This window comes from Pseudoduganella namucuonensis (assembly GCF_900116645.1).
In the GTDB taxonomy this organism is placed as follows: Bacteria; Pseudomonadota; Gammaproteobacteria; order Burkholderiales; family Burkholderiaceae_D; genus Rugamonas; species Rugamonas namucuonensis.
The window spans coordinates 116,058-142,306 of the sequence record NZ_FPBO01000011.1; the positions used below are offsets into that span (position 1 = coordinate 116,058).

Here is a 26,249-nt window from a genome sequence, read left to right on the forward strand (position 1 = left end):
TCTTGGTCATGCAGGCGTCGCGGGCCGGATCAGGGCCGCGCAGCGCAGGTAGGGATCTTCGTTGGCGATGCACAGCACCGGCTCGCCGCGTTCTTGTGTTTCGTGCCAGGCCAGCGCCAGGGCCGCCAGGAAGCCGGCGTTGCCCGCCTGGCCGGTGGCGTTGCCCAGCGCGAGGATGTCCTTGGCCGGGTCGAGCCGCGGCTGCAGCGCATGGCTGGCGGCCATCAGTTCCATCACACGCGCGCCGCGGTGGCCGGTGTCGGCGACGATCAGTGCGACGGCCGGTTCGGGCGCGACATCGTCCGGCGCGGCGGCGGGTTGGCCATCCGGCGGAGTTGCCTGCGCCGCCCGCGCGGAAGCTTCTTGTTCCAATGGCTTGAGCGCTTGCCGCGCCAGTTGCTTGAGCAGCGCGCACTCGCCGCTGCGGGCCTTGTCCACGTCGTCCCTCCGGCTGCCCGCCGCGACGGCGGCCAACAGCGGGTAGGGGCCGGCGCCGAGCAGCCTGGCCTGTTCCTCGTCCGCCAGCAGCAGGCCGGCCGCGCCCTCGCCGGGCATGGCGCCCTGCGGCTGCGACGACGTGAACAAGAGGTTGTCCCCGGCCCACGCGTCGATGGTGGCGGCGCCGATATGCGACGCGCAGGCCAGCAGCAGCGCGATGCATGGCTCGGCGCTGTCTCGCAGCGCGGCCAGCAGCGGGCCGGGATGTTGGTCCGGACGGGTGTTGACGGAAACGCGATCTTGCGGCCAGCCTGCCAGCACCAGTTGCTGCCGCAGCCAGCGGCCGGCCACGTCGCGCCATTGGCCGTTCCAGTCCGGCGGCAGCAGGGCCGCCAGTTGCAGCATGGGGATGGCGTTCATCGCGCGGCTGGCCTGGCCCGGATTGCCATGGCCGCCAGCCAGCGCGGCGGCTTCCGCCAGCCGCTGGTGGCCGGCCGCCGACAGCGCCAGTTCCTCGACCACGGGCGTGGCCAGCGCCAGCGCGCGCCAGAACTCGGCGCGCGCGTTCAGGGCGGCCTGGCCGTTGTCCTCCAGCCACTGGTTGACTTCCCGAGCGATGGCCTCTTCATCCACGCCATCGGCCCGCAGGCTCATGACGGGAAAGCCGTCATCGTCATGCAAATCCTTGTCCAGTTCCGGACGGGCCTTGTTGGAGGCCATGGCTTCGGCAAGCGCCGCGGCCGACTCGCCGTGCGGCGCGCGCAGCGCGGCGGCGGCTATCCGCAGTCCGGCCACCGGAAGCCGCGCGGCGGTGTCCGTCGCCGATGCGGCGGACACGCCAGATGGCGCGTTGGCCCCGGTTGCGGCGGGCTCGCGCGCGCTCCACGTCTCCGCGCCCTTGCGCAGCAGCCAATACCCCATCAGCAGCGCCAGCGGCAGCGCGAGCAGATACGCCGCCAGCTCGCCGGTGGCGGGCATGCGGTTGGTGCTGCGCCAGTACCATATGGAGCCCGTCCAGCTGCCCCCGAAGGCCAGCACGGAGAGCAATGCGCCCCTGAACCATGCCTGCATGGCGTTCAGACCTGGTCCGTGGTGGCTTGCTGGGACGCGATCAGCGACGCGCCGCAGCTGGTCTTGTCGCCCTGGCGCGCGGCGGGCTGGCCGTCCACCAGCATGGTGGCGTCGCCTGTGACGATCACCCCGGGACCGTGCACCGCGCACGCGACCTTGTCGCCGACGCGGGCGATGCCGATGCCCGCGCTGTCGCTATGGGGCGACGCCTGCACCACGGCGCCGCCGTGCGAGAGCTTGTCTCCCAGTCTGATGAAAGGCCCTGCCATATCTATGCTCCTGTCTATCGTTTCATCACGCCGGCCACACGCAGTTCCGTGTGACCGAAGTCGCGCATCTTCCAGCGGCCGCCCCACGTCAGGCCCAGCGACTCCGCCACCTCGCCATACAGCTGGTAGCCGCGCATGGCCCACGGGTCCTGCTCGCTGATCACCAGCCTGCCGTCTCGGACGAAGGCGCAGTCGGCGGCAAGCCCGTACTGGTGCCAGCTCTGGAACGCCGCCGCGTTGGTCACGCCGGGACCCAGCCTGGCCAGGGTGTCCTGGCGCTCCGGGCTGCGGTAGCCTTCCAGGATCGCCATCTCATATCCGTGCCGCTCCTTCATGATGCGGAACGCCATCAGCAGGCGCTGCGCATAGGTCTTGTCCAGCAATGCCCAGTCGCGGCTAGCGGTGGCGATCATCGGCCGCTCCAGCTGTACTTCCGCCGTGGTGAAAGCCAACGGCGGCAGCGGGGGGGGCGGCACCAGCTGTTCGCCCTCCAGCAAGCCGGCCACCTGCGGGTTGACCTCCCGCGTGGATGCCTCGAATCCGCTCAGCGAAGGACGGCCGCCGGCCAGCAGCGCGATCAGCGGCGGCACGCAAACCAGCAGCAGGCCGGCCGCGCACAGCATGTAGTTCCTGCGCAGGAAGGCCGCCACGCCGGCCAGTTGCGCGCGGCCCGAACGCTGCAACTCCATCGCGCCCTGTTCCTGGCGCTGCGCCAGCGTGGCGAAGCGGCGCCGCAAGCGCAGCCCGGTGCGTTCCAGCGTGCCCACGAACAGATCGCGGCCGGCTGGAAACAGCACCAGCCAACTGATCAGGCAAGCCAGCAGGAAATACATCGCCACCGCTAACAAAAACACACAGCACCCCGTCGTCTGGCCCGAAAAAGTTATCCTAAAAGCATTGCTCTGAGTATATCTTAAGCTTCTGACAATGCCGCGCACGATTGAAACGCGGGGCGCGCTGTTATCTTTTCTACCATGCGTCACGTTTTTGTTGTTTAAGGTAGAGTCGCGGGAAAGTTAATAAGGAGTCAATCTTGCAACATGACGAACCGCAGCGGCCGGCGGCCCGGCCCAGCCTGTTGTCCAGCGAACCGGCCGCGGCCGGGAACGAGCCAGGCATCCTGAGCGACCTCGATGGCGGCCGCAAGAAGAAGGCCGCCCCGGCCTCCGCGCCCGGCGTGAAACGCCGCCGCAAAGGGCTGGTGTGGGGCGGCGTCGCCGTGCTGGTGGCGCTGCTGGGCGGCGCGACGGCGTGGGTGATCGACGGTCCGCAGAGCGGGACGGTGCTGGCGCAAATGGAGCCGGCCCCTGCGGATAAGCTGGAGCCGCTGTCGAGCCCCGAGGATACCGGCACTGTGGCCTTGGTCGACAACGGCGCCGGCGTCCCGGACCCCGTCCATGCGATGGCTGGGGCGGGCGAGGCGGCCACTGCGGCGGTGGATGCGTCTGCCGCTGCTGGCGCAGGCGCCTCGCCGGCGGCTACGGTCACTCCGCCAGCCGCCGCCGCGTCTTTGGCGAATACTGCAGCCCCGCCCGTCGTAGGCGCATCTGAATCGGCGCCGGGCAATAGCGCCGACATCGCCGCCGCGCTGGCCGCGCCGTCGCTGGCCAAAGCTGCGGCCGCACCGGCGGTCGCCACCATACAGGACGCGCCGGCGGCCGAGCGCGAACAGTCGCTGCATGAAATGCTGAACGGACCGGCGCCGGTTCGCAAAGTCGCGGAAGCCAAGCCGGCCGAGACCAAGGCCGCCAAAAAGAAAACCAGCGAGCGGGATATACGCGTGGCGGCGCAGGCGAAAGCCAAATCGTCCGCGCCGAAATTGGCCAAGGCCACCACGACGCGCAAGAAAGAGGCGAAGCCGGCGCCAGTGAAAGATAACGACGTGGAATTGCTGGCCGCGCTGGTGGCCCATACGCGGCCGGCGAAAATGGAATCACTGGCCTCGCGCCTGAAACAATGCCGCCAATTGGGTTCCAAAGGAGCGGATCAGTGCCGCGCGCGGGCTTGCGCCAATGCCGCGGATGATCAGCAGTGCAAGCCTCCGGTGAGTTTGGCGAAAGAAACGCCCGAGGCGTAGCGCGGCCTTTCCGAGCGTCTTCAGCTAATGGACCATTCCATTTAGTAAGCGCGTGTTCCGCTTACTAAAGGGGATGGTCAAGGACTTCTTGATTCATCGGCTGATGTGGTCTTGTGGGTCTTGTATTGTTCCGCGCTGACTCCGACCCTAATGCCGTTAAGTTAAGGTCCGTTTGGGCCCCGTAGGGCGGGGCTTTAGTTCCGCCGGATGTATGCAGGCCCGCACGCATCCGGCGGAATAGCGCTGCGCGCTACTCCGCCCTACGTGTCAATTGGCTTAACTTAACGGCATTAGACTCCGACCCGAGTTTCCATTATTGCTGTGCCATCCTGGGCGGGTATGTGAGTGGGATTATTTTTTCATGACTGGATCCTAGGGCAATTACGGTTCGACTTGCAGGTATGCCATGGGCGTTGAAGCCGTATTCAATGATTGCCATTTGCCAGGAATGGGGCTCTGGCTTTCATGCGAAGTTCATTGCAGAGATGGAAAAGACGCCGACTTGATCCTAACTGAAATCTGCTTGATAGCTGAACGGCTGGCGCCCATTCTTCTGATTCTCCGTAGCTGACTCCTTCCAACGGCCGCAGATGCGTCGCAGCGCCTGCGATTTTCGCCTCGTCAGGCCAGTTTCTAGCATGATCAAGCCAGAATTTGATGCGAAAAGGGCTTTAAACAGCGTTTCAGCATCACTGCGGACGAAAAAAAGCCGCCCAGCGTGCGCGGGGCGGCTCTCATAGACCGGGGACAGACCACGATTTTCGAGCAATATTTCCTCAAAAACGTGGTCTGTCCCCGGTTTGGAAGCCTGGCTTAATTGGAGGACAGTGGTGGCTTAGCCAAGATATTTCCAAATCGTAAGGCCATAGTGTGAACCGAGGTTCGGAATGATTTCACCTTCGGTGAATGTATTGACTTGATGTGGGATGTCCAGGGATTCCCACTCGCCCGTTCTGGGGCATGGGTCACCGGCTTTTGTCCTTAATTCGTTATCCTTGAGTGGCGCTGTTCCTGCAGGTGTGTACTGAACCTCCGCATCGTGTGCGAAATCAACCAAGTCCTTGGGGTAAAACGCTGCATTTTGAAAACATGTGTCATCTATCCCTAGTATGAAAGTGATGGCGGCCGCTTCCCATGACCAATATCCTTTAAACACAAGATTGCGTTTGTGACTATCGTAATAGGCTTCGCGCCGACTCGCTTGATACCAGTCTTCCAGATATTCGCGCATTAGATCCGAGCGTTGTGGGGCGTCGGCATCAAATATCTTGATAGTTTTAAAATAGGGAAGGTGTCTTATACATTCGCTGGGCGGCGGAGTCGCCCTGTCAATGCTGGTTGTGAGTATGCGTTCCAACATGCCGTCTTGCTGCGGGTTGTTGTAGTCTATCCAGGACGCGATTTCTTTAAGTCTATTTGAGTACCCGAAAAGAAGAGCAAAACTTAGAAGCTGGTTTGCGTAGCTGTAGTCATCGTCGCCGAGCGGAATGTGCGCGGAATGAGTGCTGCCGTCAGGGAGACTGTCGTTATATACTTTGGAGTACTTTGTATACTCTTCCCAATAATTCAGCACAGAGGCAAAGAAACTACGCAGCTCGATCAATGGATGGCCCGCGCTGTAACAGCTTACAACGAGGTCCAGCGACATCCAGGCCCCTTGGCTTGTTGTCATCATAATATTTTCAGGTGGCAGGGCATCGAGCCGCTCCTTTGGAAGCATGAGCGACTCTCGGACAATCTCCAGCAACTCTGAGGTTTCATCGAAGTTCGACGAATACACCTTGTAGTCAAGAAGTTTTTCTCTTTTGTTGTTTTTGAAAAATTCAGGGCTGAGTTTCTGCATAAATTACCTATTTAAAATATTATCCGGCAAGTGCATTATCACTTGGATATCGTGCGCTGCGCCTTTGGATTGTTGGTGTTTGTGTAACTGCCGGCCCGTCACAAGCGATATCCATCGCTGATACGGCGCTGGAGCATCTGGCGATAGGGTTCGCCGTGTTCGAAATCGATTGATCAACGGTAATAGGAGCTGACCATTGGCGGTTAAATTCTCCTTGGCCACGCCTCGAAGGATCCACTGGTGACTCATTTGGGTGGCTAAATTGGTCGGATTTCCGTCCTTGTCCACACCCGGCTTGTTGACGCCTTTTCTCACAGACTCGTCATTAGCGGGGCTACCGTCAATGGGCACACGCTGGTTCGCGTGTTGATCCCGGTTTTGATTGTGGAAGATGTTCGGTTGCCCACTTGGCGTGGGATTTGCCGCTTCGTTCGCACGCAATACGTCGAAATTGGCCTTCAGATCCGCTGGCAACGCGGCCATCAGCTTGAACGAATCGAAGATGCTCGATTTCGTTTCGCCTACGACAAAAGGCTTGGCGATGTTGACCTTGTTATGCCACAAATGGTCAATGCCATTGTGCGGCACGCTGTACTCTTCGGTCAGTTTTCCGCCGTTGTTGGATTTGCGGAAGCCGACATGCTTGGTCTTCACGTAATAGTCCGTGATGTGCTCCGCCGGAATGCCGCTGAGCCAGTTCCGCTTCTTAGGCTGTCCCTTCTTCTTGGTGCTGGCCGTTGTCGAATTCGGCGAGGCCCGATTGGCTTTCACGTCCTGGCTACGCTTCGCCACCAGCTTGCGCTCGGTCCGTGCCGCTTGGATCTGCTGCCGCGACGCGGTGGCGCCGAACGCTTCCTGCGCTTCACGGCGCGTGGCCTTGCTGGTCGTCGCCGCCACGGCCGCCGTGCTCCCCGGCAGCTCGTGCCCCATCATCTTCGCGTGCATGGCCTTCAGTTCGCCGAAGGCCTCGTCTATCATCTTCGGCGCGCTGCGCTGCACCGCCTGCAATTCGCCGATGATCTGCCTGACCTGCGGTCCGCCTGCCACCGCCTTCACGATCCAGCTGTCCAGCCCATCGATGAAGGCGGCGATCACCTTGGTGAACAGGCCTTTGGCCTCGCCGGCCAGCATGCCCCAATCCACCTTGCGCATGTATTTCTCGACATTGCCGCGCAGCTTGGGCGACACCGCCTCCAGCACGCGGCCGAAGCTATGGCCCTGTTTCATCAATTTGAAGCCGACCTTGAGCGCGTCGCCCGCCGCCGGCACGCAGCCGACCAGCGTGATCGCCAGCTCCACCCAGCCGCCGATGGCGGCCGGCGATTTGGCGATCGCGATGATGCCCACGATGAGATCGCGCGCATCCATCGCCTGGCCGACGCCGGGCACCACGCCCAGCACGCCGGTGACGATGATGTGCGACGGCGACGAACCGGCGCCCGTCACCAGGTCGGTCAGCCAGGTGCCTATGCTGTTGTCGGCGCTGCGCAGCGCGCGGGAGGCCGGTCCGGCCGCTGGTATGGTGCTCATGCCTGTTCCTCGTCGCCTTCGTGCAGCTCGCGGTAGCCGCGTTCGGCCTCGCGCGATGCGGGGCTGTCCTCGTCCGCGTAGCGGTAGTCGTCGTAGTGGAAGTCGTATTCCAGTTCGCTGACGCCGTCGCCCATGGCGTCGGCCATTTCCGCGATCTCGTCGGGGAAGAAGTTGTCCTTGTAGTAAGCGTCCTCCTGGGCCAGGTAGGCGTCCAGGATGGCTTTCGCTTCCTCGTCGGTCTTGGGCTTGGCGCCGGCGACCGCGTTGGGCTTGAGCGGCTTGCGCAACACGGCGTCGCGCTCGTCCTCGCCGTAGACGACGGTGGCGCCGGCGTTGGGGATGTTTTCCAGGCGCGCGAACCCTTGGGCATCCAGCTTGCCCGCGATAGTGACGCCGGTGTCGAACAGCACCTTGTAGGGCGCGCCGACCATGGGCTGCATGTCGTCCCAGCGGTAGTTCAGTTCCAGGAAGTTGTCCATCTCGCCGGCCTTGGGCATGTGGGGCAGGGTGGGGCTGGCGCTTTGCGGGCCGGTGAGTTCCTTCTGGCTGGCCTTGAATTCCATCTTGCCCGGCCCGTGCACTTCGATGTTGCCGCCTTCGAGCTTGATCCATGCGCCTTGCGCGGTGAGCCGGACGTGGCTCTTGGCCGCGATGTTGATGGACTTGGCGGTGCTGGCCACGGTGATGCCCTTGTCGGCCGTGACGCGCGTGGGGCCGGCTTGGCTCTGGCTACTCAGTTTGCCGCTGGCGGCGTGCAGCTTCAGGCCCGTTTCCTGGTTCGGCTTGTCCGCCTTGGACGCTTTCCCGTAAGTGAACAGGGAGATGCCGCCGCCCACGGTGTGCAGCGCGTTGCCCTGGACGGCGAAATTGATGTCCTGGCCGGCCGTCACGCTGCTGTTCGAGCCGGCGCCGAGGATGGCGTTGGCCGGTGTCAGGGCGGCGATGCCGGATGGGGTGGACAGTTGCAGCAGCGCGGCGCCGTAGCTGATGGCGCTGCCAGCGCCGCCCTCGGCCTCGCCCGCGCCCGCGCCGTTGTCGCTGGCGCTGGCCGCTTCCGCCGTGCGGGCCAGTTGCTCGATGGCGGGCAGGGAGCTTCCCGCCTCCGGGGCCGCCGCACCGCCGGCGCCGGATCCGCTTCCGGAGGCGCCACCGGACGCGCCGCTGGCGCCACCCGCCCCGCTCGACGCCCCGGCCGCGCCAAGTACCGCGTTGTGCTTGGCCGCCGTGTCGGCCAGCGCCGCCGCCAGTTGCTGGCTTTGTTCGATCTGGCCGACCGCTTCGCGCGAGTCCAGTTGCGCGCCGCTGGCGCCCTGGCGCTGGTCGGCGGACAGCAGCATGCCGCGGCCGGCGCGCAGGGCCACGCTGTGCTCCGTCTTCAGTTCCGCGCCGAAGCCGGATGGCGCCAGCCGTTCGTTGTCGCTCTGGTGGCGCAGGTGGCCCAGGTTCAGTTCCGCCGTGCCGGTGTGCTGTTTGGCGTGGTGCTGCAGCGCCAGGCGCGGCTGGCCGTCGCTGTCGTCGAACAGCAGCTGGCTGTAGGCGCCGCCGCCGGCCTGGCTGCTTTGCATGGCCTGGCTCTTCAGGCCGGAGAAGACGGCCGGGTGGGCGTGGGCGCCGCCGGTGCCGGGGAACCAGGCGGGCGCGTTGCCGGTGGCCGGGGACGAGCCCTGGGCGGCCTGGTTCTGTGGCGCGTCCTCGCCGCCTTGGCCGTTGTACAGCGCGCCGATCACTACCGGGCGGTCGATGTCGCCCTCCAGAAAGTCGACCAGCACCTCCTGGCCGACGCGCGGTAGCGCGTTGGCACCCCAGTTGGCGCCCGCCACGGGCGCGAGCGGCGTGGCCACGCGCAGCCAGGTGCCGGCGCTGTCGTCGCCGGGCGCGCCGGTGTGGGTGTCCGGCGCGGGATGCGGCAAGCGGTTCTGGCCAGCGTCGCCGCGCTGCCAATGCATCTGGACCTTGACGCGGTGGTCGCGGTCCGTGTGGATGACGGCGCCCAATGGCCCGACCACGATGCCGGTCTGCTGCCCTCGAACGGTGGGCCGTGGCCGCAGCGGCACGCCGTGCGCGTCGTCGCGCGGGGCGCGGTAGGGGACGGCGCCGCGGATGGCGTCCACCCGGTTGCGGTATAGCGGCCGCTCGCCGGCTTCCCTGCCCACCGCGTGCAGGCTGGTTTGCCCTTCATCCGCGATGGCGAGCGACAGAGGGCTGCCGCCCAGGCGCTCCTGGACGCCGGCGCTCAACTCCGCGCTCAAGTTGTTGTGCATCAGGTGCACGACGCGCAGCACGGCGAATTCCTCGTCGGCCAGCGCGTGTTCGGTCAGCGTGAAAGTGGTCCCGGGCGCCAGCGTGCGCACGGTGCCGGCGCCCACATGGATCTCCTTGGCCGCCTCCAGCGCCTCCACGGCGATGGCGGCCATGCGCTGGCCCTGCTCGCGGCTGGCGTAGGCGTAGGCGCCGGGAACGTCGTTGCTGATCAGCGACACGCCCTCGGCCTGTTCGCCGCTGGCGCTGGCGGCGCGCGTGTCCCGGGTGCGGTAGTCCCAGCTTTGCAGTTCCACGGCGTTGGTTTGCAGCCGGTATTCGGCGCGCCAGCGGTCCATGCTGTCTTCGCGCATGACGGCGCCGGGCTGGGTATAGCGCACCGCGGCCTGGGGATTGGGCTGGAAGGCGGCGTTGTGGTCGGCGATCACCAGTTCGTGGCTGCCCAGCGTGGGCGCGGCGGCGTCGCCGGTGTGCGTGTAGAAGTGGAACAGGCCTTCCTCGGCCATCAGGCGCTCGGCGAAGGCCAGGTCGCTTTCCTGGTATTGCGTGGTCAGGCTGCGGCGCGGGTAGACGGCGCGGTCGCGAAGGTCGTAGCGCCAGGCCGGCGCCAGCTTGCCCTGGCCTTGCCAGGCGCCGAACACCGCGTCCAGAATGTCGAACACGGTCATGTCCTGGAAAATGCGGCTGTCGCGGGTGCGGGCCAGGAACGCGGTCCAGGGCTCCAGCGTGAGTTTGTAGCGCGCCATGCCGCCATTCGCGCCCAGCATCTCCGCCGCGGTGACGTGGCCGTGGAAATGGCGCTCGCCGGACGGCGTTTGCAGCGCCAGCAGGGCGGGCTGGCCGAGCAGGGAGCGCAGTCGCACGTCGGCCCGCAGCGACAGCGCCGCCACGTCGAAACGGAAGCCCCGGCCCAGGGCTTCCTCTCCGCGCACGCATTCGGCCAGCAATTCGTCTGCGCCGAGCGGCGTGGTCAGTCGCAGCAGGCGCGAGTGCTGTATAAATAGGCCGGGGGGCATTGCGGTCATGGGAACTGGATCGGTACTTGTAAATTAAACATGATTGCGAGGTGGCATTACACCTGACAAATTCAGGCCTTGCAAGAGCGATTCAATTGAATCGGGGTGGGCGCCATATCAAAATAAGTATCGGTTACGAGAAAAAATGAATTGGATGGCTATGGCGCTTTCTTCTACCATGAGCGGAATAACATTCCACCGGAGACATCATATGAAGATCACGCGCAGAACCATCCTCGGCACCGCACTGGCACTGGGTATCGCAGCCATGGGCGGCACCGCCGCTCCAGCCTTCGCGGCCAAGCCGCTGGTCATCGGTTTCTCGCAGGTAGGCGCCGAGAGCGAGTGGCGCACCGCGAACACCGCGTCGATCAAGGACGCCGCCAAGAAGGCCGGCGTCACCCTGAAATTCGCCGACGCGCAGCAGCGCCAGGAAAACCAGGTGAAGGCGATCCGTTCCTTCATCGCCCAGCGCGTGGACCTGATCGCGTTTTCGCCGGTGGTCGAATCGGGCTGGGACACGGTGCTGAAGGAGGCCAAGGCCGCCAAGATCCCCGTGATCCTGACCGACCGCTCCGTTAACGTTAGCGACCCCTCGCTGTACACCACGCTGATCGGCTCGGACTTCGTCGAAGAGGGCCGCAAGGCCGGCCGCTGGCTGGTGGACTACGCCAAGAAGTCGCCGGCCGCGACGCTGAACATCGTCGAACTGCAGGGCACCGTGGGTTCGGCCCCGGCGATCGACCGCAAGGCCGGCTTCGAGGAAATCATCAAGGGCAATCCCAAGCTGAAGGTCATCCGCACCCAGACCGGCGACTTCACGCGCGCCAAGGGCAAGGAAGTGATGGAGGCGTTCCTGAAAGCCCAGGGCAAGAACATCAACGTGCTGTACGCGCACAACGACGACATGGCCATCGGCGCGATCCAGGCCATCGAGGAAGCTGGCCTGAAACCGGGCAAGGACATCATCATCATCTCCATCGATGGCGTGCGCGGCGCGTTCGAGGCCATGCTGGCCGGGAAGCTGAACGTCACGGTCGAATGCAGCCCGCTGCTGGGTCCCCAACTGATGGAGGCGGCCGCCAATGTGGTGGCCGGCAAGCCGGTGCCCAAGCGTATCGTGGTAACCGAAGGCGTGTTCCCGGCCGAAGTCGCGGCCAAGGAATTCCCGAACCGTAAATACTGATAACGATGGTTGCTCAGACTACCGCGCCGGTCCTGGAACTGACCGGCATCCATAAAGAGTTCCCGGGCGTGAAGGCGCTCAGCGAGGCGGGCCTGCGCCTGTATCCGGGCGAGGTGCATACGCTGATGGGCCAGAACGGCGCCGGCAAGTCGACGCTGATCAAGGTGCTGACCGGCGTGTACACGCCGGAGCGCGGCACCATCGTGATGGAGGGCCGGGAAATCCATCCGGCGTCCACGCTGGAGGCGCAGGAGCTGGGCATCAGCACCGTGTACCAGGAAGTGAACCTTTGTCCCAACCTGTCGGTGGCGGAGAATATCTTCATCGGCCGCTATCCGCGCCGCTTCGGGCGCATCGACTGGAAGCGCATGCGCGCCGAGGCGGCGGCCATGCTGTCGCGGCTGCAGGTCGACATCGACGTGTCGCAGCCGCTGTCGCGCTATCCGCTGGCGATCCAGCAGATGGTGGCCATTTCGCGCGCCCTGAACGTGCAGGCGCGCGTGCTGATACTCGATGAACCGACTTCCAGCCTGGACGAGGCGGAGGTGCAGCTGCTGTTCTCCGTGCTGCGCAAGCTGCGCGAGCAGGGCATGGCGATCCTGTTCGTGACCCACTTCCTGGACCAGACCTACGCGATCTCGGACCGCATCACCGTGATGCGCAACGGCGAGCGGGAAGGGGAGTACGCGTGCAGCGAGTTGTCGCGGCTGGCGCTGGTGAACAAGATGATCGGGGCACCCGTGGACGCGGCGGCGCCCGGACAAAACCAGGCGCAGAATCCGGGGTCAGACCAGACAGGTCTGACCCCGGCGGTTGGCGTTGGTTCTAACAACGCTGAAGTGCTGCTGGAGGTGCGGGAACTGGGCCGCCGCGGCGCCCTGACGGCGACCAACCTCGCCATCCGCAAGGGCGAGCTGCTTGGCCTGGCCGGCCTGCTGGGCTCCGGCCGCACGGAACTGGCGCGCCTGCTGTTCGGCGCGGACAAGGCCGACAGCGGCGGCGTCATGGTCGATGGCCGCAACAGCGCCGCGCCGTTCGCCAATCCGCGCGACGCGATCGCCGCCGGCATCGGCTTCTGCTCGGAGGACCGCAAGCACGAGGGCGCGATCCTGTCGCTGTCCGTGCGCGAGAACCTGATCCTGGCGATGCAGGCGCGCGCCGGCATGCTGCGGGCCATTCCGCTCAAGCGCCAGCAGGAGCTGGCCACCAACTACGTCAAATGGCTGGGCATCAAGACCGCCAGCATCGAGACGCCGATAGGCTCGCTCTCCGGCGGCAACCAGCAGAAAGTGCTGCTGGCGCGCTGGCTGGCGACGGAACCGAAGCTGATGATCCTCGACGAACCGACGCGCGGCATCGACGTGCGCGCCAAGGAGGAGATCATGGATTACGTCACGACGCTGTGCCGCAAGGGCATGTCCATCCTGTTCATCTCGTCCGAGCTGCCCGAGGTGCTGCGCTGCAGCGATCGCATGGTGATCATGCGCGACCGCAAAGCCTGCGGCGAGTACCAGCGCGGCGACCTGGATGAAACCACCGTGCTGCAAGCCATCGCAGGGGAGGCGGCATGAACGCGCCACTGAATCCGGCCGCCGCGGCGGCCGCCGCGAAGCCCGCGGCACCCAACAAACCTGAAAGCTTTTCCATGCTGTTGCAACACCCGCTGAGCAAGCCGCTGGCCGCGTTGGCCGCGCTGCTGCTGATCGACCTGATCTTCATCCCCGGCTTCTTCAAGCTGGAATGGAAGGACGGCCACCTGTACGGCTCCGTCATCGACATCGTCAACCGCGCCGCCCCGCTGATGCTGGCCGCGCTGGGCATGACGCTGGTGATCGCCACCCGCGGCATCGACATCTCCGTCGGCGCCGTGGTGGCGCTGTCCGGCACCATGGCCGCCATGCTGATCGGCGGCACCATGGTCATGAACAACGGCGTGCCCGAATACGCCGCCAACACCCCGATGGCGCTGGCGCTGGCCGCCGCCATGGGCGCGGCCCTGCTGTGCGGCGCCTGGAACGGCGTGCTGGTGTCCTTCCTCGGCCTGCAGCCCATCGTCGCCACCCTGATCCTGATGGTGGCCGGCCGCGGCCTAGCCCAGTTGCTGACGGACGGCCAGATCGTCACCGTCTACTACAAGCCCTTCTTCTTCCTGGGCAGCGGCTACCTGTTCGGCCTGCCGTTTTCGCTGTACGTGGTGGCGGCCGTGGTGCTGGCCGTGGGCCTCATCATGCGCAAGACGGCGCTCGGCCTGTTCATCCAGGCGGTCGGCATCAACCCGGTGGCCGCGCGCCTGGCCGGCCTGAAGACGGCCACGCTGATCTTCTTCGTCTACGTGTTCTGCGCGGCCTGCGCCGGCATGGCCGGTCTGATGATCAGCTCCAACATCAAGAGCGCGGACGCCAACAACGCCGGCCTGCTGCTGGAACTGGACGCCATCCTGGCCGTCACGCTGGGCGGCACCTCGCTGGCCGGCGGAAAATTCAGCCTGGCCGGCAGCATGATCGGCGCGCTGATCATCCAGACGCTCACCTACACCATCTATTCGCTGGGCGTGCCGCCCGAAGTCAACATGGTCGTCAAATCCATCGTCGTGTTCCTGGTCTGCCTGTCGCAGTCGCCGGAATTCAAGCAACTGTTCAAACGGAGGGCCGCATGAGCGCCACCGCCAACCCCGTCGCCGGCGCGCCCGCCGCCGCGCAGCCGTTCGCGCTGAAGTCCTTCATGTCCGCGCCGTACTTCACGTCGCTGGTCACCGTGTTCCTGCTGGTGCTGATGTTCGGCGCCGGCGCCGCCGCCTACACCGGCTTCCTGTCGCTGCAGGTGGTGCTGAACCTGTTGATCGACAACGCCTTCCTGCTGGTGATCGCCATCGGCATGAGCTTCGTGATCCTGTCCGGCGGCATCGACCTGTCGGTCGGCTCCGTGCTGGCCCTGTCGACCATGATCGCCGCATGGCTGCTGCGCAGCGCGCAGTGGCCGCCGTCGCTGGTGATCGCCACCGTGCTGGTGCTGGGCGCGCTGTTCGGCGCCGCGCAGGGCGCGCTGATCCACTACTTCAAGCTGCAGGCCTTCATCGTCACCCTGGCCGGCATGTTCCTGGCGCGCGGCCTGTGCTACCTGATCAGCATTGAATCGATCACCATCGAGGACCCGCTGTTCGTGGCCATGTCGCAGACGCAGCTCGACTTCATGGGCGGCTTCATCTCGCCGGGCGCCATGATCGCGCTGGTGCTGCTGGGCGTGGCCATCTACGCGGCCCATTACACGGCCTTCGGCCGCGCGGTGTACGCCATCGGCGGCAACGAGCAGTCGGCCCAGATGATGGGCCTGGCCGTGGGCCGCACCAAGGTGCTGATCTACGCGCTGAGCGGCTTCTGCGCCGCGCTGGCCGGTGTGCTGTTCTCGTTCTACATGCTGTCCGGCTACGGCCTGCACGCGCAGGGCACGGAGCTGGACGCCATCGCCGCCGTCGTCATCGGCGGCACCCTGCTCAGCGGCGGCTACGGCTACGTGGCCGGCGCCCTCTCCGGCGTGCTGATACTGGGCACCATCCAGACCCTGATCGCCTTCGACGGCACCCTCAGCTCCTGGTGGACCAAGATCGTCATCGGCGGCCTGCTGTTCGTGTTCTGCGTGGTCCAGCGCCTGATGTCCTTCGGCGCGAAGCAAAACTAATAAAACCTGGAGATAAAATGTTCAAGCAATCCCTGATCGCCGCCGCCATCGGCCTGGCGGGCCTCGCCGCGCCCGTCGGCGCCGGCGCCGCCAATCCGCTGTTCAGCGACATGTTCACCGCCGACCCGGCGGCGCTGGTCGACAACGGCCGCGTCTACCTCTACGTGGGCCGCGACGAGGCCAAGGAGACCGACAAGGACTACGTGATGAACGAGTGGCGCGTGTACTCCAGCTGCGACATGAAGAACTGGAAGCCGCACGGCGTGCCGCTCAACGTGAAGACCTTCGCCTGGGCCAAGAAGGACGCCTGGGCCGCCGACATCGTCAAGCGCGATGGCAAGTACTACTTCTATTCCACCGTCTCCCACGCCACCATACCGGGCCAGGCGATCGGCGTTGCCGTGTCGGACAGCCCCACCGGCCCGTTCAAGGACGCCCGCGGCAGCGCCATCATCACCAACGACATGACCAAGGAAACCGACATCGGCTGGGACGACATCGACCCGGCGGTGTTCGTGGACGACGACGGCCAGGCCTATCTGTACTGGGGCAACCAGGTGATGAAGTACGTGAAGCTCAAGCCCAACATGATCGAGTTCGAGGGCCCGATCCACACCGTGGCCGTGCCGCACTTCACCGAGGCGACCTACCTGCACAAGCACAAGGGCACCTACTACCTGTCCTGGTCGCGCGAGTTCCCGGAGGAGACCGCGTACTCCACCGGCCCGAGCGCCACCGGCCCGTGGACCTACCGCGGCGTGATCATGAAGAAGAACGCGATCGTGAAGACCATCCACCACGCCATCGTCGACTTCAACAACAAGTCCTACATCTTCTACCACAACGACAAGCTGCCCACCGGCGGCGAGTACCGCCGCTCGGCCGCCGTGGAGGAGCTGCACTACAACCCGGACGGCACCATCAAGTTCATCCCGCAGACCGCCGAGGGACCGGCGGCGAACCCGTCCCCGGGCTGTCAAGGGTGATATCAACATTGCCGATATCGCGCCCTACCGATATCGGCAATGATATGATCTCCTAATGGATACCCTCAACCCCAACTGGTTCTTGCGCGCCCGGCTCAAGACCCGCCAACTGTTGCTGCTGATCGCGCTGGACGAGCACCGCAACATCCACCGCGCCGCCGAGGCGCTGCACATGACGCAGCCGGCGGCGTCCAAACAAATCAAGGACCTGGAGGAGATGCTCGACGTGCGCCTGTTCGACAGGCTGCCGCGCGGGATGGAGCCCACCATCTACGGCGAGACCATGATACGGCACGCCCGCATGGCGCTCACCAGCCTCTCGCTGGCGCACGACGACGTGGTGGCGCTGAAGGCCGGCCTGGTCGGCCAGGTGGAGGTGGGGGTCATCATGACGCCCGCCATGGCGCTGCTGCCGCAGGCCATCGCCGCGGTCAAGAAACAGGCGCCGCTGCTGCGCATCGGCGTGCACGTGGAGCCATCGAACTCGCTGATGGGCAAACTCCAGCACGGCAACCTGGACTTCATGATCGGCCGGATCCTCGAGAAGGAGGGCAGCGAGGGCCTGATCTACGAGGAGCTCACCGAGGAGCCGGCGTGCGCGGTGGTGCGTCCCGGCCACCCGCTGCTGGACAACCAGCGCCTGCAACTGGACGACATCGCCGACCGGCCGTGGGTGCTGCCGGCGCCGGGCAGCATCATGCGCCACCGTTTCGACATGATGTTCCGCCGCGCCAGCCTGGAGCCGCCGTCGAACGTGGTCGACACCACCGACATGCTGGTGGTCACGCCGCTGCTGCAGCAGACCGATTCGCTGCACGTGATGCCGCTGGAAGTGGCGCGCTACTATGAAACGCTCAACATCTTGAGGGTGCTTCCTATCGACCTTCCATGCAAAATGGACGCCTTTGGTATCATTCGTCAACAAGACCACTTGTTGTCGCCCGGCGCCGACCTGTTGTTGCGCGCCGTCCGTACCGCTGCCAAAGAAATCTACTGACCATGACCATCGTCTATTCCAGTCTGAACCACTCGCTGCGCGTGCCGCTGGCAGCTGAAATCCACTCGCGTCCCTTCCTCAAGCTGGAGGCGCCCGAGATCATTTCGCACTTCGCCGTCTACCGCAACACGGATGGCGGCACCGGCGCCCCCACGGGCCACAGCCACCACGCCACGCTGACCGCGCTGTGCAAGCACTTCGGCGTCTCGGCCCCGGCCAACGACGCCAAGTACTTCTTCCACGACTTCGGCCGTTTCCGCCTCAAATGGGAATGCCACACCGAGTTCTCGACCTACACCTTCGCCGAGCGCCCGCTGGAGGCCATGGCCACCGAGGACGCCTTCGACAACATGCCCTCCACGCACCTGCCGCAGGAATGGCTGTTGACACTGCAGGGCAAGCTGATGGTGGCCGCGCACGTGGTGCTGCAAAAGGGGCCGGCCACGCCGGAGACGTTGCAGCGCGCCTTCGAGGGCAACACGCTGGCCGGCAGCCAGGTGATGCAGGGCGGAGAGCTGTACAGCGACTTCGCCATCCAGTCCGATGGCTTCAGCCGCTTCGTCATCAGCGACGTCGGCATGCGCGCGCAGCAGGCCGGCCGGCTGGTGCAGCGGGTGTTGGAAATCGAAACCTACCGCATGTTCGCTCTGCTAGGGCTGCCGCAGGCGCACCAGGCCGCGCCCGCGCTGAACGGCATCGAAGCCGAGCTGGTGACGCTGGCCGGCGCCATGGTGCAGACCGACGCCGCGCAAGCCAACACCGGCAGCGTGGACGGCGCCACCGAGCAGGCGCTGCTCGGCGAGATCACGCGGCTGGCCGCGCGCATCGAAAAGCTGTCGCTGGAAACGAGCTACCGCTTCTCCGCGTCCAAGGCCTATTTCAGGCTGGTGAACGCGCGCATCGAAGAACTGCGCGAGGCGCGGATCGAAGGCATCCCGACGGTGGGCGAATTCATGGACCGGCGCCTGACGCCGGCGATGAACACCTGCGAGGCGCTGGCCGGCCGGCAGGAAGCGCTGGCGCGGCGGGTCGCCAACACCAACGACCTGCTGCGCACGCGGGTCGGCATCATCCAGGAACAGCAAAACCGGCAGATCCTGCAATCGATGAACAAGCGCGCCGCGCAGCAACTGCGGCTGCAGCAAGCGGTGGAAGGGCTGTCGGTGGCGGCGATCTCGTACTACGTGGTCGGCCTGCTCGGCTACGCCACCAAGGCCGGCAAGGCCATCGGCGTGATCGGCAACCCCGAAGTGTTCATCGGGCTGCTGGTCCCCGCGGTGGTCGCCGGCGTCTGGCTCTCCCTGCGCAGCATGCACAAACGCCTGCACACCGCCTGAACTGGTTATCAAATTTACATCGGTGTCAGGCGCGACATTCGGACATTTTGCATCGATGTCAGGCGCGACATTCGGACGGGGCGCCGAGTCATTTTGCCGCGCGCCATCAGTTGCCGTCACCCAGGCCGTATTTGCGCACGGCCCGGCTGACGGTTTTGGCCGAGCACTTGAAGTGACGGGCGATTTGTTGCATCGTGTACGCTCGGGAGGCGAATGCCCGCGCGATCGCTTCACCCCGGACAGCGTAGCGCGATTCGTATTCGGCCAGCGGCAACGCGAACGCGCTGCGCTGCGCCTTGGAGATGAATTCCAACGGCGGCGGATTGTCGCCGCACAGGGTCGCGATATCGATGTGTCCCAGCATTAGGTCGTGTTCCATCGCAAGCATGGGGTTGGCCATGTCCACACCCTGCGCGACAAAACGCTCATACGCCACGATCGCGCGAGCCGGCTCGCCATCGAAGCGGGATAGCACCCACACCGTATCGAGCCACTCCGGCGCGTCCACCCGCTGGATGTTCGCCTGATGACTGCTCCAAATCCAGTCCCCGGCATGTTTCACCAGCCTGGCGCGCACCGGATTGAGCACCGTGTACCGGACCACTTCCATCATTTGCTCATCCTTCCGCAACAGCACGGCGTGATACCTGGCTTGGAACAGATGGCCGATCAGCCCATGCCGGTGGTTGAAATACTGGGAATACTCGCCGTTCAGCATTTGCATGATCAGCGGGAGGTTGGCGTCCGGCGTTTCCACCACCAAATGGTAGTGGTTTCCCATCTGGCAGTAGCAATACACCACGCCGTTGTGCCGGGTGACCACCTTGCCCAGGATGCTCAGCCAAACCAGCCGGTCACGTTCGTCCATATAGATTTGCACGCGCCGGTTGCCGCGCGCCGTGATGTGATAAATAGCCCCGGGAAATTGAACTCGCAGCGGACGATTCATGGAAAGCTCCTTGGTTGCGGTGCATGCGCGCCGGAAATGTCCGAATGTCGCGCCTGACACCGATGTGTTTTTGACAACCGAGAGCTTACGCGCGGCGGGGGGCGCGCCGTTGAGGGGCCTCAACGCTTGGATGCTATTCCATTTATCGGAATACTCAATTCTAGTTGGCGGATATTCTCGTTCGACTCGGAATAATCCACACTGTCGTTGCTGGCTCACCCACAACGATCTAAAGGAATTCGCCATGAAACTGTATTTCCACCCGCTGTCCGGCCATGTGCACCGCGCCCGTCTGTTCTTGTCGCTGCTGGGACTGGAACACGAATTGGTGCTTGTCGACTTGCTCAAGGGCGAGCACAAGTCGCCGGCGTTCTTGCGCCTGAACAGCTTCGGCCAGTTGCCGGTGCTGGACGACAACGGCACCGTCGTGCCGGATTCGAACGCCATCCTGGTCTATCTGGCCAAGCGCTACGCGGGACCGGCTTGGCTGCCGGAGGAGCCGGCGGCGGCGGCCGGGGTGCAGCGCTGGCTGTCCGTGGCGGCGGGGGAGATCGCCTACGGGCCGGCCGCCGCCCGCGTCGTCAACCTGTTCGGCCGCCAGGCGGATATCGCGGAGCTGGTCGCGCGCGCCCACCGCATCCTGGCGCTGATCGACGCGGAATTGACCGGGCAGCCGTGGATCGCCGGCGCGGCGCCGACCATCGCCGACGTGGCGCTGTACAGCTATATCGCCCGCGCCCCGGAGGGCGACGTGGACCTGGCCGCCTACGTCAACGTGAACGCCTGGCTGGCGCGCGTGGAGGCGTTGCCGGGCTTCGTGCCGATGGCGGTGTCGCCCGTCGGCCTGGCCGCGTAAGGAGGCGCGCCATGGACGGCTTACCGGAGCAAGCACCTTCGCCCTGGCACGCGGGCGAGGTGGCCATGCAGCGCGCGGTCGGCATGGCCGGACGGATGGAGGCGGTCGGCCGCAAGGTGGTGCGCGACCATATGCCAGACCAGCATCGCGAGTTCTTCGCGCAGTTGCCCTTCGTGGTGCTGGGCGCGGTGGACGCGGCCGGCGACGCGTGGGCGACCCTGCGCGCGGGCCGTCCCGGTTTCATGCACGCGCCCCATCCCCGGCGGCTGCACGTGGCGCTGGAGCCGCGGCCGTCGGATCCGGCGGAGCGGGGCCTGGTGCCCGGCGGCGCTGTCGGGCTGCTGGGCATCGAGCTCCATACCCGCCGGCGCAACCGCATGAACGGGACGCTGAGCCGCGATGACACGGGATGGAACGTGGATGTGCTGCAGTCCTTCGGCAACTGTCCCCAATACATACGGTTGCGCGACTACGCGTGGGTGGACGAGGCGCCCGGCGCGGCCGTCGAGTCGGCGGCGCCGGACGCCTCCGCGCGGGCCCTGATCGCGCGGGCGGATTCGTTTTACGTGGCATCGTACGTGGACTTGGAACCGGGGCGGCGCCAGGTGGACGTGTCGCACCGCGGCGGGCGTCCGGGCTTTGTGCGCGTCGATGCGGACGGCGCGCTGACGGTGCCGGACTTCCAGGGGAATATGTTCTTCAACACGCTGGGGAACTTCGCGCTGAATCCGCGCGCGGGGCTGGTGTTTGTGGACTTCGACACCGGCGGCCTGTTGCAAATGACGGGCGACGCCGAGTTGCTGGCGGATACGCCGGAGCTGGCCGCGTTCGAGGGCGCGGAGCGCCTGTGGCGCTTCCGGCCGCGCCGCGTGGTGCGCCGCGAGGGCGCGCTGCCGCTGCGGTGGGCGGCGCGGGCGGACCTGGCCCCGGTCAACCATGCCGCTCCAGCCCCGGTTACAAAATAGTCGCCCCCAGCCGTTGGACTTCTGGCAATATTCCCCGTGCGATAACGAGAATGGGGATGGTATGCAAAAGGCTGGATTGGGACAGTGGGTCAAACGCATCCTGCTGGGGTTGCTGTTGCTGGCGGGGGTGGCGATACTGGGCGTGTGGTTCTTCCTGCGCGGCAGTCTGGCGCAGCTGGACGGGCGCCGCACGGTGCCGGGCCTGCAGGCCGGCGTGACCATCGCGCGCGACGCGCAAGGCGTGCCCACCATCAGCGGGACCAGCCGGCTCGACGTGGCCTACGCCACCGGTTTCGCGCACGCGCAGGACCGCTTCTTCCAGATGGACCTGCTGCGCCGCGTGGCGTCCGGCGAACTGGCTGAACTCTTCGGCCCCAAGGCCGTCCCGGTGGACAAGGAACACCGGCTGCACCGCTTCCGCGCCCGCGCCGAGGAGCTGCTGAAGTCCATGCCCGCCGCCGACCGCGCGCTGCTGGACCGCTATGTGGCGGGCGTGAACGACGGCGTGACCAACCTGGGCACGCGGCCGTTCGAATACGCGCTGGTGGGCGTGGGACCGCGCCCCTGGAGCGCCGCCGATTCGCTGCTGGCCGGTTGGGCCATGTACTTCGATTTGCAGGGCAACCAGGAGGCGCGCGAGCTGGCGCGCGGCTGGGTGAAGGAGCACAGCACGCCGGAGCAGCTGGCCGTGCTGCTGCCGGAGTCGACGCAGTGGGACGCGCCGCTCGACGCGGCCGACGTGCCGGCGCCCGACGCGCCGTTCCCCGACAAGGCCCCGGAATGGTGGGGCAAGCCGGGTACGCCGGTGTCGAACAGGATCGCCTCCGCTTCCGGCTCCGCTTCCATCCCCGCCGAGTTCCGCGGCATGGTGGGCAGCAACAACTGGGCCGTGGCCGGTGGCCGTTCCAAGGACGGCGGCGCCATCGTGGCCGACGATATGCACCTGGGCGTGCAGCTGCCGCACATATGGTACCGCGCCGTGCTGCAGGTGCCGGACCACGGCGCCTCGCGCCGCGTGGTGGGCGTGACCCTGCCCGGCGTGCCGATGATGATCGTCGGCAGCAACGGCCACGTGGCCTGGGGCTACACCAACAGCTACGGCGATTTCACCGACCTGGTGACGCTGGAGACCGACGCCGCCAAGCCCGGCCAGGTGCGCACGCCGGCCGGCTGGGAGACGCCGGTGGCGCACGAGGAGTCCATCCTCGTGAAGGGCGCGCCGGCCGAGCGTTTCACCGTGCGCGAGACGTCGCTGGGACCGATCCGCGAGGCCGGCGGCCGCAGCTACGCGCTGCACTGGGTGGCGCACACCAAGAACGCCGTCAACTTCAAGGGCATGGCGCTGGAAGGCGCCAGCACGCTGGACGAGGCGCTGGCGATCGCCGCCAACATGGGCATCCCGGCGCAGAACTTCGTGGCCGGCGACAGCAAGGGCAACATCGGCTGGACCATCGCCGGCGCGCTGCCGCGCCGCGTCCAGCCCGGCCCGGCGTCCACCTTCCCGCTGACCGCCGAGACGCAGGCGGCGGGCTGGCAGGGCCTGATCCCGGCCGGCGGCTATCCGGTGGTGCGCAATCCGGCCGGCGGCCAGCTGGCCACGGCCAACAGCCGCCAGCTGATGGGCGCCGGGTCGGGGCTGCTGGGCGACGGCGGCTTCGACCTGGGCGCGCGTTCGCACCAGATCCGCGACGGCCTGACGGCGCTGGGCGGCAAGACCGACGAGCAGGGCGTGTATAGCGTGGCGCTGGACGACCGCGCCATCTTCATCTCCGGCTGGCGTGACCGCGCGCTGGCCGCGCTGGACGCGCAGGCGGTGGCGGGCGACATGAAACGCGCCGAGGCGCTGGCGCTGCTGAACAAGAGCTGGAGCGGCCGCGCCAGTGTGGACTCGGTCGGCTACCGCCTGGCCCGAGCCTATATGTGGTCGCTGCACGAGCTGCTGTACGGCGGCGCCAACGTGGAATTGGCCAAGCTGCACCAGAAGGCCGACATGGTGGCCGCCAGCACGCGCTGGCCGGTGGTGGTGGCGCGCTTGCTGGACCAGCAGCCGGCGGGCTGGCTGCCGCCGCAGTACGCCAGCTGGAAGGACTTGCAGCTGGCCGCCATCGACCGCGCCGTGGCCGAGCTGACCAGGGACGGCAAGCCGCTGTCCGCCGCAACCTGGGGCGAGCGCAACACGCAGGACATCGTCCACCCCATCGCCAACGCCGTGCCGGCGCTGCGCCGCTGGTTGTCCGCGCCGTCCGACCAGCTGCCGGGCGACGCCCACATGCCGCGCGTGGCGGGCCGCAAGTTCGGCCAGTCCGAGCGCATGGTGGTCTCGCCGGGCCGCGAGGAGCAGGGCATCTTCAACATGCCCGGCGGCCAGAGCGGCCATCCGCTGTCGCCGTATTTCCTGGCCGGCCACCAGGACTGGGTCGGCGGCAAGCCCACGCCGCTGCTGCCCGGACCGGCGCAACATATGCTCACGTTCGTGAAATAGCTATTGCATAATGGTCGCAGCGCCGTCAGAGCGCGATGAACCCATGGGGAGACGCCATGATCAACGATTTTGCCGAGGCATCGAAGGCCTGCCTGGCCTTCCTGCATGACAGGCTGGGCTTCCAGCTGTGGATGGTGACACGCACCGAGGGCGACGACTGGATCGTGCTCTCCGCGCTGGACGAGGGCTACGGCATCAAGCCGGGGCAGGTGTTCCGCTGGAGCGATTCCTTCTGTTCGCGCATGGTCCAGGGCCAGGGCCCGCACATCGCGCCCCGCTCGTCCGACGTGGCGGCCTACGCGGCGGCGCCGATCGGCCGGCGGGTGGAGATCGGCGCCTATGTCGGCCTGCCGCTGACGCGCGCCGACGGCACGCTGTTCGGCACCCTGTGCGCCATCGATCCCTCGCCGCAGCCGCGCGAGCTGGAACACGAACAGGCCTTGTTGAAGCTGATGGCCGATCTGCTCAGCGGCATGCTGAACGCGGAACTGGCGGCGGCGGACGCCAAGCGCCGCGCCGAGCGCGCCGAACTGGACGCCACGCGCGACGAGCTCACCGGCCTGTACAACCGGCGCGGCTGGTCGCTGCTGCTGAACCGGGAGGAGGAGCGCTGCAAGCGTTACGGCCATCCGGCCTGCGTGGTGTCGGTCGATCTGGACGAGCTGAAGTTCACCAACGACACGCAGGGCCATTCCGCCGGCGACGCGCTGCTGCTGCGGGCGGGCGAGGCGCTCGCTTCGCTCAGCCGCAGTTCCGACGTGGTGGCGCGGCTGGGCGGCGACGAATTCGCGATGCTGCTGGTCGAGTGCGACTTCTTCGACGCGCAGCAGATGGTGCAGCGGCTGCAGGAAAAACTGGCGCTGTGCGACGTGAGGGCGTCGCTGGGCATGGCGATGCGCAAGCCGGGTTACGACCTGCACGAGACCTTCGCCATGGCCGACGCCGAAATGTACAAGGCCAAGCGCGGCCGCAAGCTGCTCAACTAGGCCGCCGCCCGGACGGGCGCGCGGTCCGCCCGGTCCGCCGGCTCGCCGGCGGGGGCGATGCCGAACAGGGGCCGCAGCGGCGGCACGCGGCGCACCACCTCGAAGATGCCGAAGCTGCCTGTCAGCGTCAGCACCACCAGGATCAGGCCCTCGGTGGCCGGCGGCAGGGCCGCCGGTTTCAGCGCCTGCGACAGCAGCACGATCAGCGTCTGGTGCAGGATGTAGACCGGGAACACGGCCCGCGTCAGGTAGTGGCGCTTGGCGCTGTCGAACTGCAGGTGGCGGTGCCCGAAGCCGCACACCGCCAGGATGGCGCACCACTGGCACAGCGCGTATATCACGCGCTGCAGGTCGCGCCACAGGCCCACGTCGCCCAAGTCCATGTGCTGGGTGATCGCGAAGTACGGCACCAGGATGGCCCAGCAGGCCAGCGCGATGCCCAGCGCGGCGAAGCGCAAGGCCTCCACGCGCCGCCACCAGTCCGGCTGCCTCGCCAGCAGGGCGCCCAGCAGGAACAGCGTCAGGTAGTTGGCGTGGTTGTACCAGTCGTTGACCAGGTCGTGGGTGGTGGGAAAGCGGTTCAACAGCGCGACGCGGGCGATGGCCAGCACCGCCAGCGGCAGCGCGACGATCCTCCAGCCGGTGAGCGTGCGGCCCAGCCAGTCCGACAGCCGCTGCCAGCGCGCGCCGAGCGCCGCGAACAGGCCCGCCAGCAGCAGCGTGTAGGCCCACAGGTAGGCCACGAACCACAGGTGGTTCCAGGTCGGCATGTCCAGGCAGTCGTCGCCGCGGCAAAAACCGGGATAGGCGCTGACGTACAGGCGCATGAAGTCCAGGTAGCTCCCGCCGTAGGCGACTTTTTCCACCACCTCGAAATAGGGTTGCGGCGGTACGATGACGAACATGCCGAACACCAGCGGCAGCAGCAGGCGCGCGCTGCGTTGCCGGACCACGGCGCCGCCGCCCAGCTTTTGCAGCAGGAAGGACAGGGCGGCGCCGGATATCAGGAACAGCAGGCCGAGGCGCCAGGGGGAAGACAGCATCATCAGCGGCTCGATGGCGGATCCGGCGTGCGGGCTTTTCACATGCCAGTCCCAGCTCACGTAGTACATGCCGGTGTGGTAAAGGATGAGCAGGAAAAACGCGCAGATGCGTATCCAGTCGAGGAAGTACAGGCGCGGGGCGCGGTCGTTCATGGGGGCTCCAGGTGGCGGGTTGCGATGGAGTCCAGCTTATTCGGGCGCGCCGGCGCGTTCCAGCGGAATGGGGCGAAGCGGGGGCGGGGTGGGGCGAGACGGGGGCAGGGCGGATGCGCGCTGGCCCGCGC

At 66.3% G+C, this 26,249-nt stretch carries 19 protein-coding genes and 1 pseudogene; 12 read left to right on the top strand and 8 right to left on the bottom strand.

Annotated features, from left to right (window positions below):
* Positions 1-6: 6 nt before the first annotated feature.
* Genes BM436_RS13915 through BM436_RS13925 form a run of 3 tightly spaced genes read right to left on the bottom strand, consistent with a single transcriptional unit; the run spans position 7 to position 2,632 of the window.
* Positions 7-1,509 (bottom strand): hypothetical protein, encoded by a 1,503-nt coding sequence (locus BM436_RS13915; protein ID WP_143133121.1) that lies wholly within the window; start codon positions 1,507-1,509, stop codon positions 7-9.
* A 5-nt stretch (positions 1,510-1,514) separates the two neighbouring features.
* Positions 1,515-1,778 (bottom strand): PAAR domain-containing protein, encoded by a 264-nt coding sequence (locus BM436_RS13920; RefSeq protein WP_093556129.1) that lies wholly within the window; start codon positions 1,776-1,778, stop codon positions 1,515-1,517.
* Between the two features lie 14 nt (positions 1,779-1,792).
* A complete protein-coding gene (locus tag BM436_RS13925; RefSeq protein ID WP_229490268.1) occupies positions 1,793-2,632 on the bottom strand; it encodes a M15 family metallopeptidase in 840 nt (279 codons plus the stop codon).
* 179 nt (positions 2,633-2,811) lie between these two features.
* On the opposite strand from BM436_RS13925, the gene BM436_RS13930 reads away from it, so the two are divergent.
* Positions 2,812-3,855: a hypothetical protein gene (locus tag BM436_RS13930; protein ID WP_093556131.1), complete on the top strand. Its 1,044-nt coding sequence runs from the start codon at positions 2,812-2,814 to the stop codon at positions 3,853-3,855.
* A gap of 835 nt (positions 3,856-4,690) precedes the next feature.
* Here the strand turns inward: BM436_RS13930 and BM436_RS13935 are convergent.
* The 3 genes from BM436_RS13935 to BM436_RS13945 are packed head-to-tail and all read right to left on the bottom strand — an operon-like array spanning position 4,691 to position 10,512.
* Positions 4,691-5,698 carry a PoNe immunity protein domain-containing protein gene (locus BM436_RS13935; protein WP_093556132.1) on the bottom strand — a complete coding sequence of 336 codons (1,008 nt, stop codon included), beginning with the start codon at positions 5,696-5,698 and terminating at the stop codon, positions 4,691-4,693.
* A 3-nt stretch (positions 5,699-5,701) separates the two neighbouring features.
* Positions 5,702-7,228 (bottom strand): hypothetical protein, encoded by a 1,527-nt coding sequence (locus BM436_RS13940; protein WP_093556133.1) that lies wholly within the window; start codon positions 7,226-7,228, stop codon positions 5,702-5,704.
* On the bottom strand, positions 7,225-10,512 hold the full coding sequence (locus tag BM436_RS13945; RefSeq protein ID WP_229490270.1) for a type VI secretion system Vgr family protein: 3,288 nt from the start codon (positions 10,510-10,512) through the stop codon (positions 7,225-7,227). Before BM436_RS13945 ends, BM436_RS13940 begins: the two co-directional genes overlap by 4 nt.
* A gap of 202 nt (positions 10,513-10,714) precedes the next feature.
* Here BM436_RS13945 and BM436_RS13950 point away from each other — a divergent pair, with 202 nt between their 5' ends.
* From BM436_RS13950 to BM436_RS13980, 7 genes are all read left to right on the top strand, one after another.
* Complete coding sequence (locus BM436_RS13950) at positions 10,715-11,689, top strand: ABC transporter substrate-binding protein (RefSeq protein WP_093556135.1); 975 nt, start codon at positions 10,715-10,717, stop codon at positions 11,687-11,689.
* A 5-nt stretch (positions 11,690-11,694) separates the two neighbouring features.
* Positions 11,695-13,260 (top strand): sugar ABC transporter ATP-binding protein, encoded by a 1,566-nt coding sequence (locus tag BM436_RS13955; protein ID WP_093556136.1) that lies wholly within the window; start codon positions 11,695-11,697, stop codon positions 13,258-13,260.
* Between the two features lie 74 nt (positions 13,261-13,334).
* Positions 13,335-14,345 (top strand): ABC transporter permease, encoded by a 1,011-nt coding sequence (locus tag BM436_RS13960; RefSeq protein ID WP_229490280.1) that lies wholly within the window; start codon positions 13,335-13,337, stop codon positions 14,343-14,345.
* A gap of 65 nt (positions 14,346-14,410) precedes the next feature.
* Positions 14,411-15,364 carry a galactofuranose ABC transporter, permease protein YjfF gene (yjfF, locus tag BM436_RS13965; protein WP_093556197.1) on the top strand — a complete coding sequence of 318 codons (954 nt, stop codon included), beginning with the start codon at positions 14,411-14,413 and terminating at the stop codon, positions 15,362-15,364.
* Between the two features lie 17 nt (positions 15,365-15,381).
* Positions 15,382-16,350 carry a glycoside hydrolase family 43 protein gene (locus tag BM436_RS13970; RefSeq protein ID WP_093556138.1) on the top strand — a complete coding sequence of 323 codons (969 nt, stop codon included), beginning with the start codon at positions 15,382-15,384 and terminating at the stop codon, positions 16,348-16,350.
* A gap of 55 nt (positions 16,351-16,405) precedes the next feature.
* The gene (locus BM436_RS13975) at positions 16,406-17,347 is read left to right on the top strand and encodes a LysR family transcriptional regulator (RefSeq protein ID WP_093556139.1); all 942 of its coding nucleotides are present in this window, start codon (positions 16,406-16,408) and stop codon (positions 17,345-17,347) included.
* A 2-nt stretch (positions 17,348-17,349) separates the two neighbouring features.
* On the top strand, positions 17,350-18,684 hold the full coding sequence (locus BM436_RS13980; protein WP_093556140.1) for a DUF3422 family protein: 1,335 nt from the start codon (positions 17,350-17,352) through the stop codon (positions 18,682-18,684).
* Between the two features lie 106 nt (positions 18,685-18,790).
* On the opposite strand, the gene BM436_RS13985 is transcribed toward BM436_RS13980, so the two are convergent.
* Complete coding sequence (locus tag BM436_RS13985; protein WP_093556141.1) at positions 18,791-19,633, bottom strand: transposase; 843 nt, start codon at positions 19,631-19,633, stop codon at positions 18,791-18,793.
* Between the two features lie 244 nt (positions 19,634-19,877).
* Between BM436_RS13985 and BM436_RS13990 the strand changes: the two genes are divergently transcribed.
* From BM436_RS13990 to BM436_RS14005, 4 genes and pseudogenes are all read left to right on the top strand, one after another.
* A complete protein-coding gene (locus BM436_RS13990) occupies positions 19,878-20,489 on the top strand; it encodes a glutathione S-transferase family protein (RefSeq protein ID WP_093556142.1) in 612 nt (203 codons plus the stop codon).
* Positions 20,490-20,500: 11 nt separating this feature from the next.
* A pseudogene (locus BM436_RS13995) lies at positions 20,501-21,409 on the top strand (FAD-binding oxidoreductase); the annotation flags it as partial.
* 106 nt (positions 21,410-21,515) lie between these two features.
* Positions 21,516-23,936: a penicillin acylase family protein gene (locus tag BM436_RS14000; RefSeq protein ID WP_093556144.1), complete on the top strand. Its 2,421-nt coding sequence runs from the start codon at positions 21,516-21,518 to the stop codon at positions 23,934-23,936.
* 56 nt (positions 23,937-23,992) lie between these two features.
* On the top strand, positions 23,993-24,922 hold the full coding sequence (locus tag BM436_RS14005) for a sensor domain-containing diguanylate cyclase (RefSeq protein WP_093556145.1): 930 nt from the start codon (positions 23,993-23,995) through the stop codon (positions 24,920-24,922).
* On the opposite strand, the gene BM436_RS14010 is transcribed toward BM436_RS14005, so the two are convergent.
* Positions 24,919-26,118 carry an acyltransferase family protein gene (locus tag BM436_RS14010; protein ID WP_093556146.1) on the bottom strand — a complete coding sequence of 400 codons (1,200 nt, stop codon included), beginning with the start codon at positions 26,116-26,118 and terminating at the stop codon, positions 24,919-24,921. The two genes, BM436_RS14005 and BM436_RS14010, sit on opposite strands and share 4 nt — an antisense overlap.
* Between the last annotated feature and the right edge of the window lie 131 nt (positions 26,119-26,249).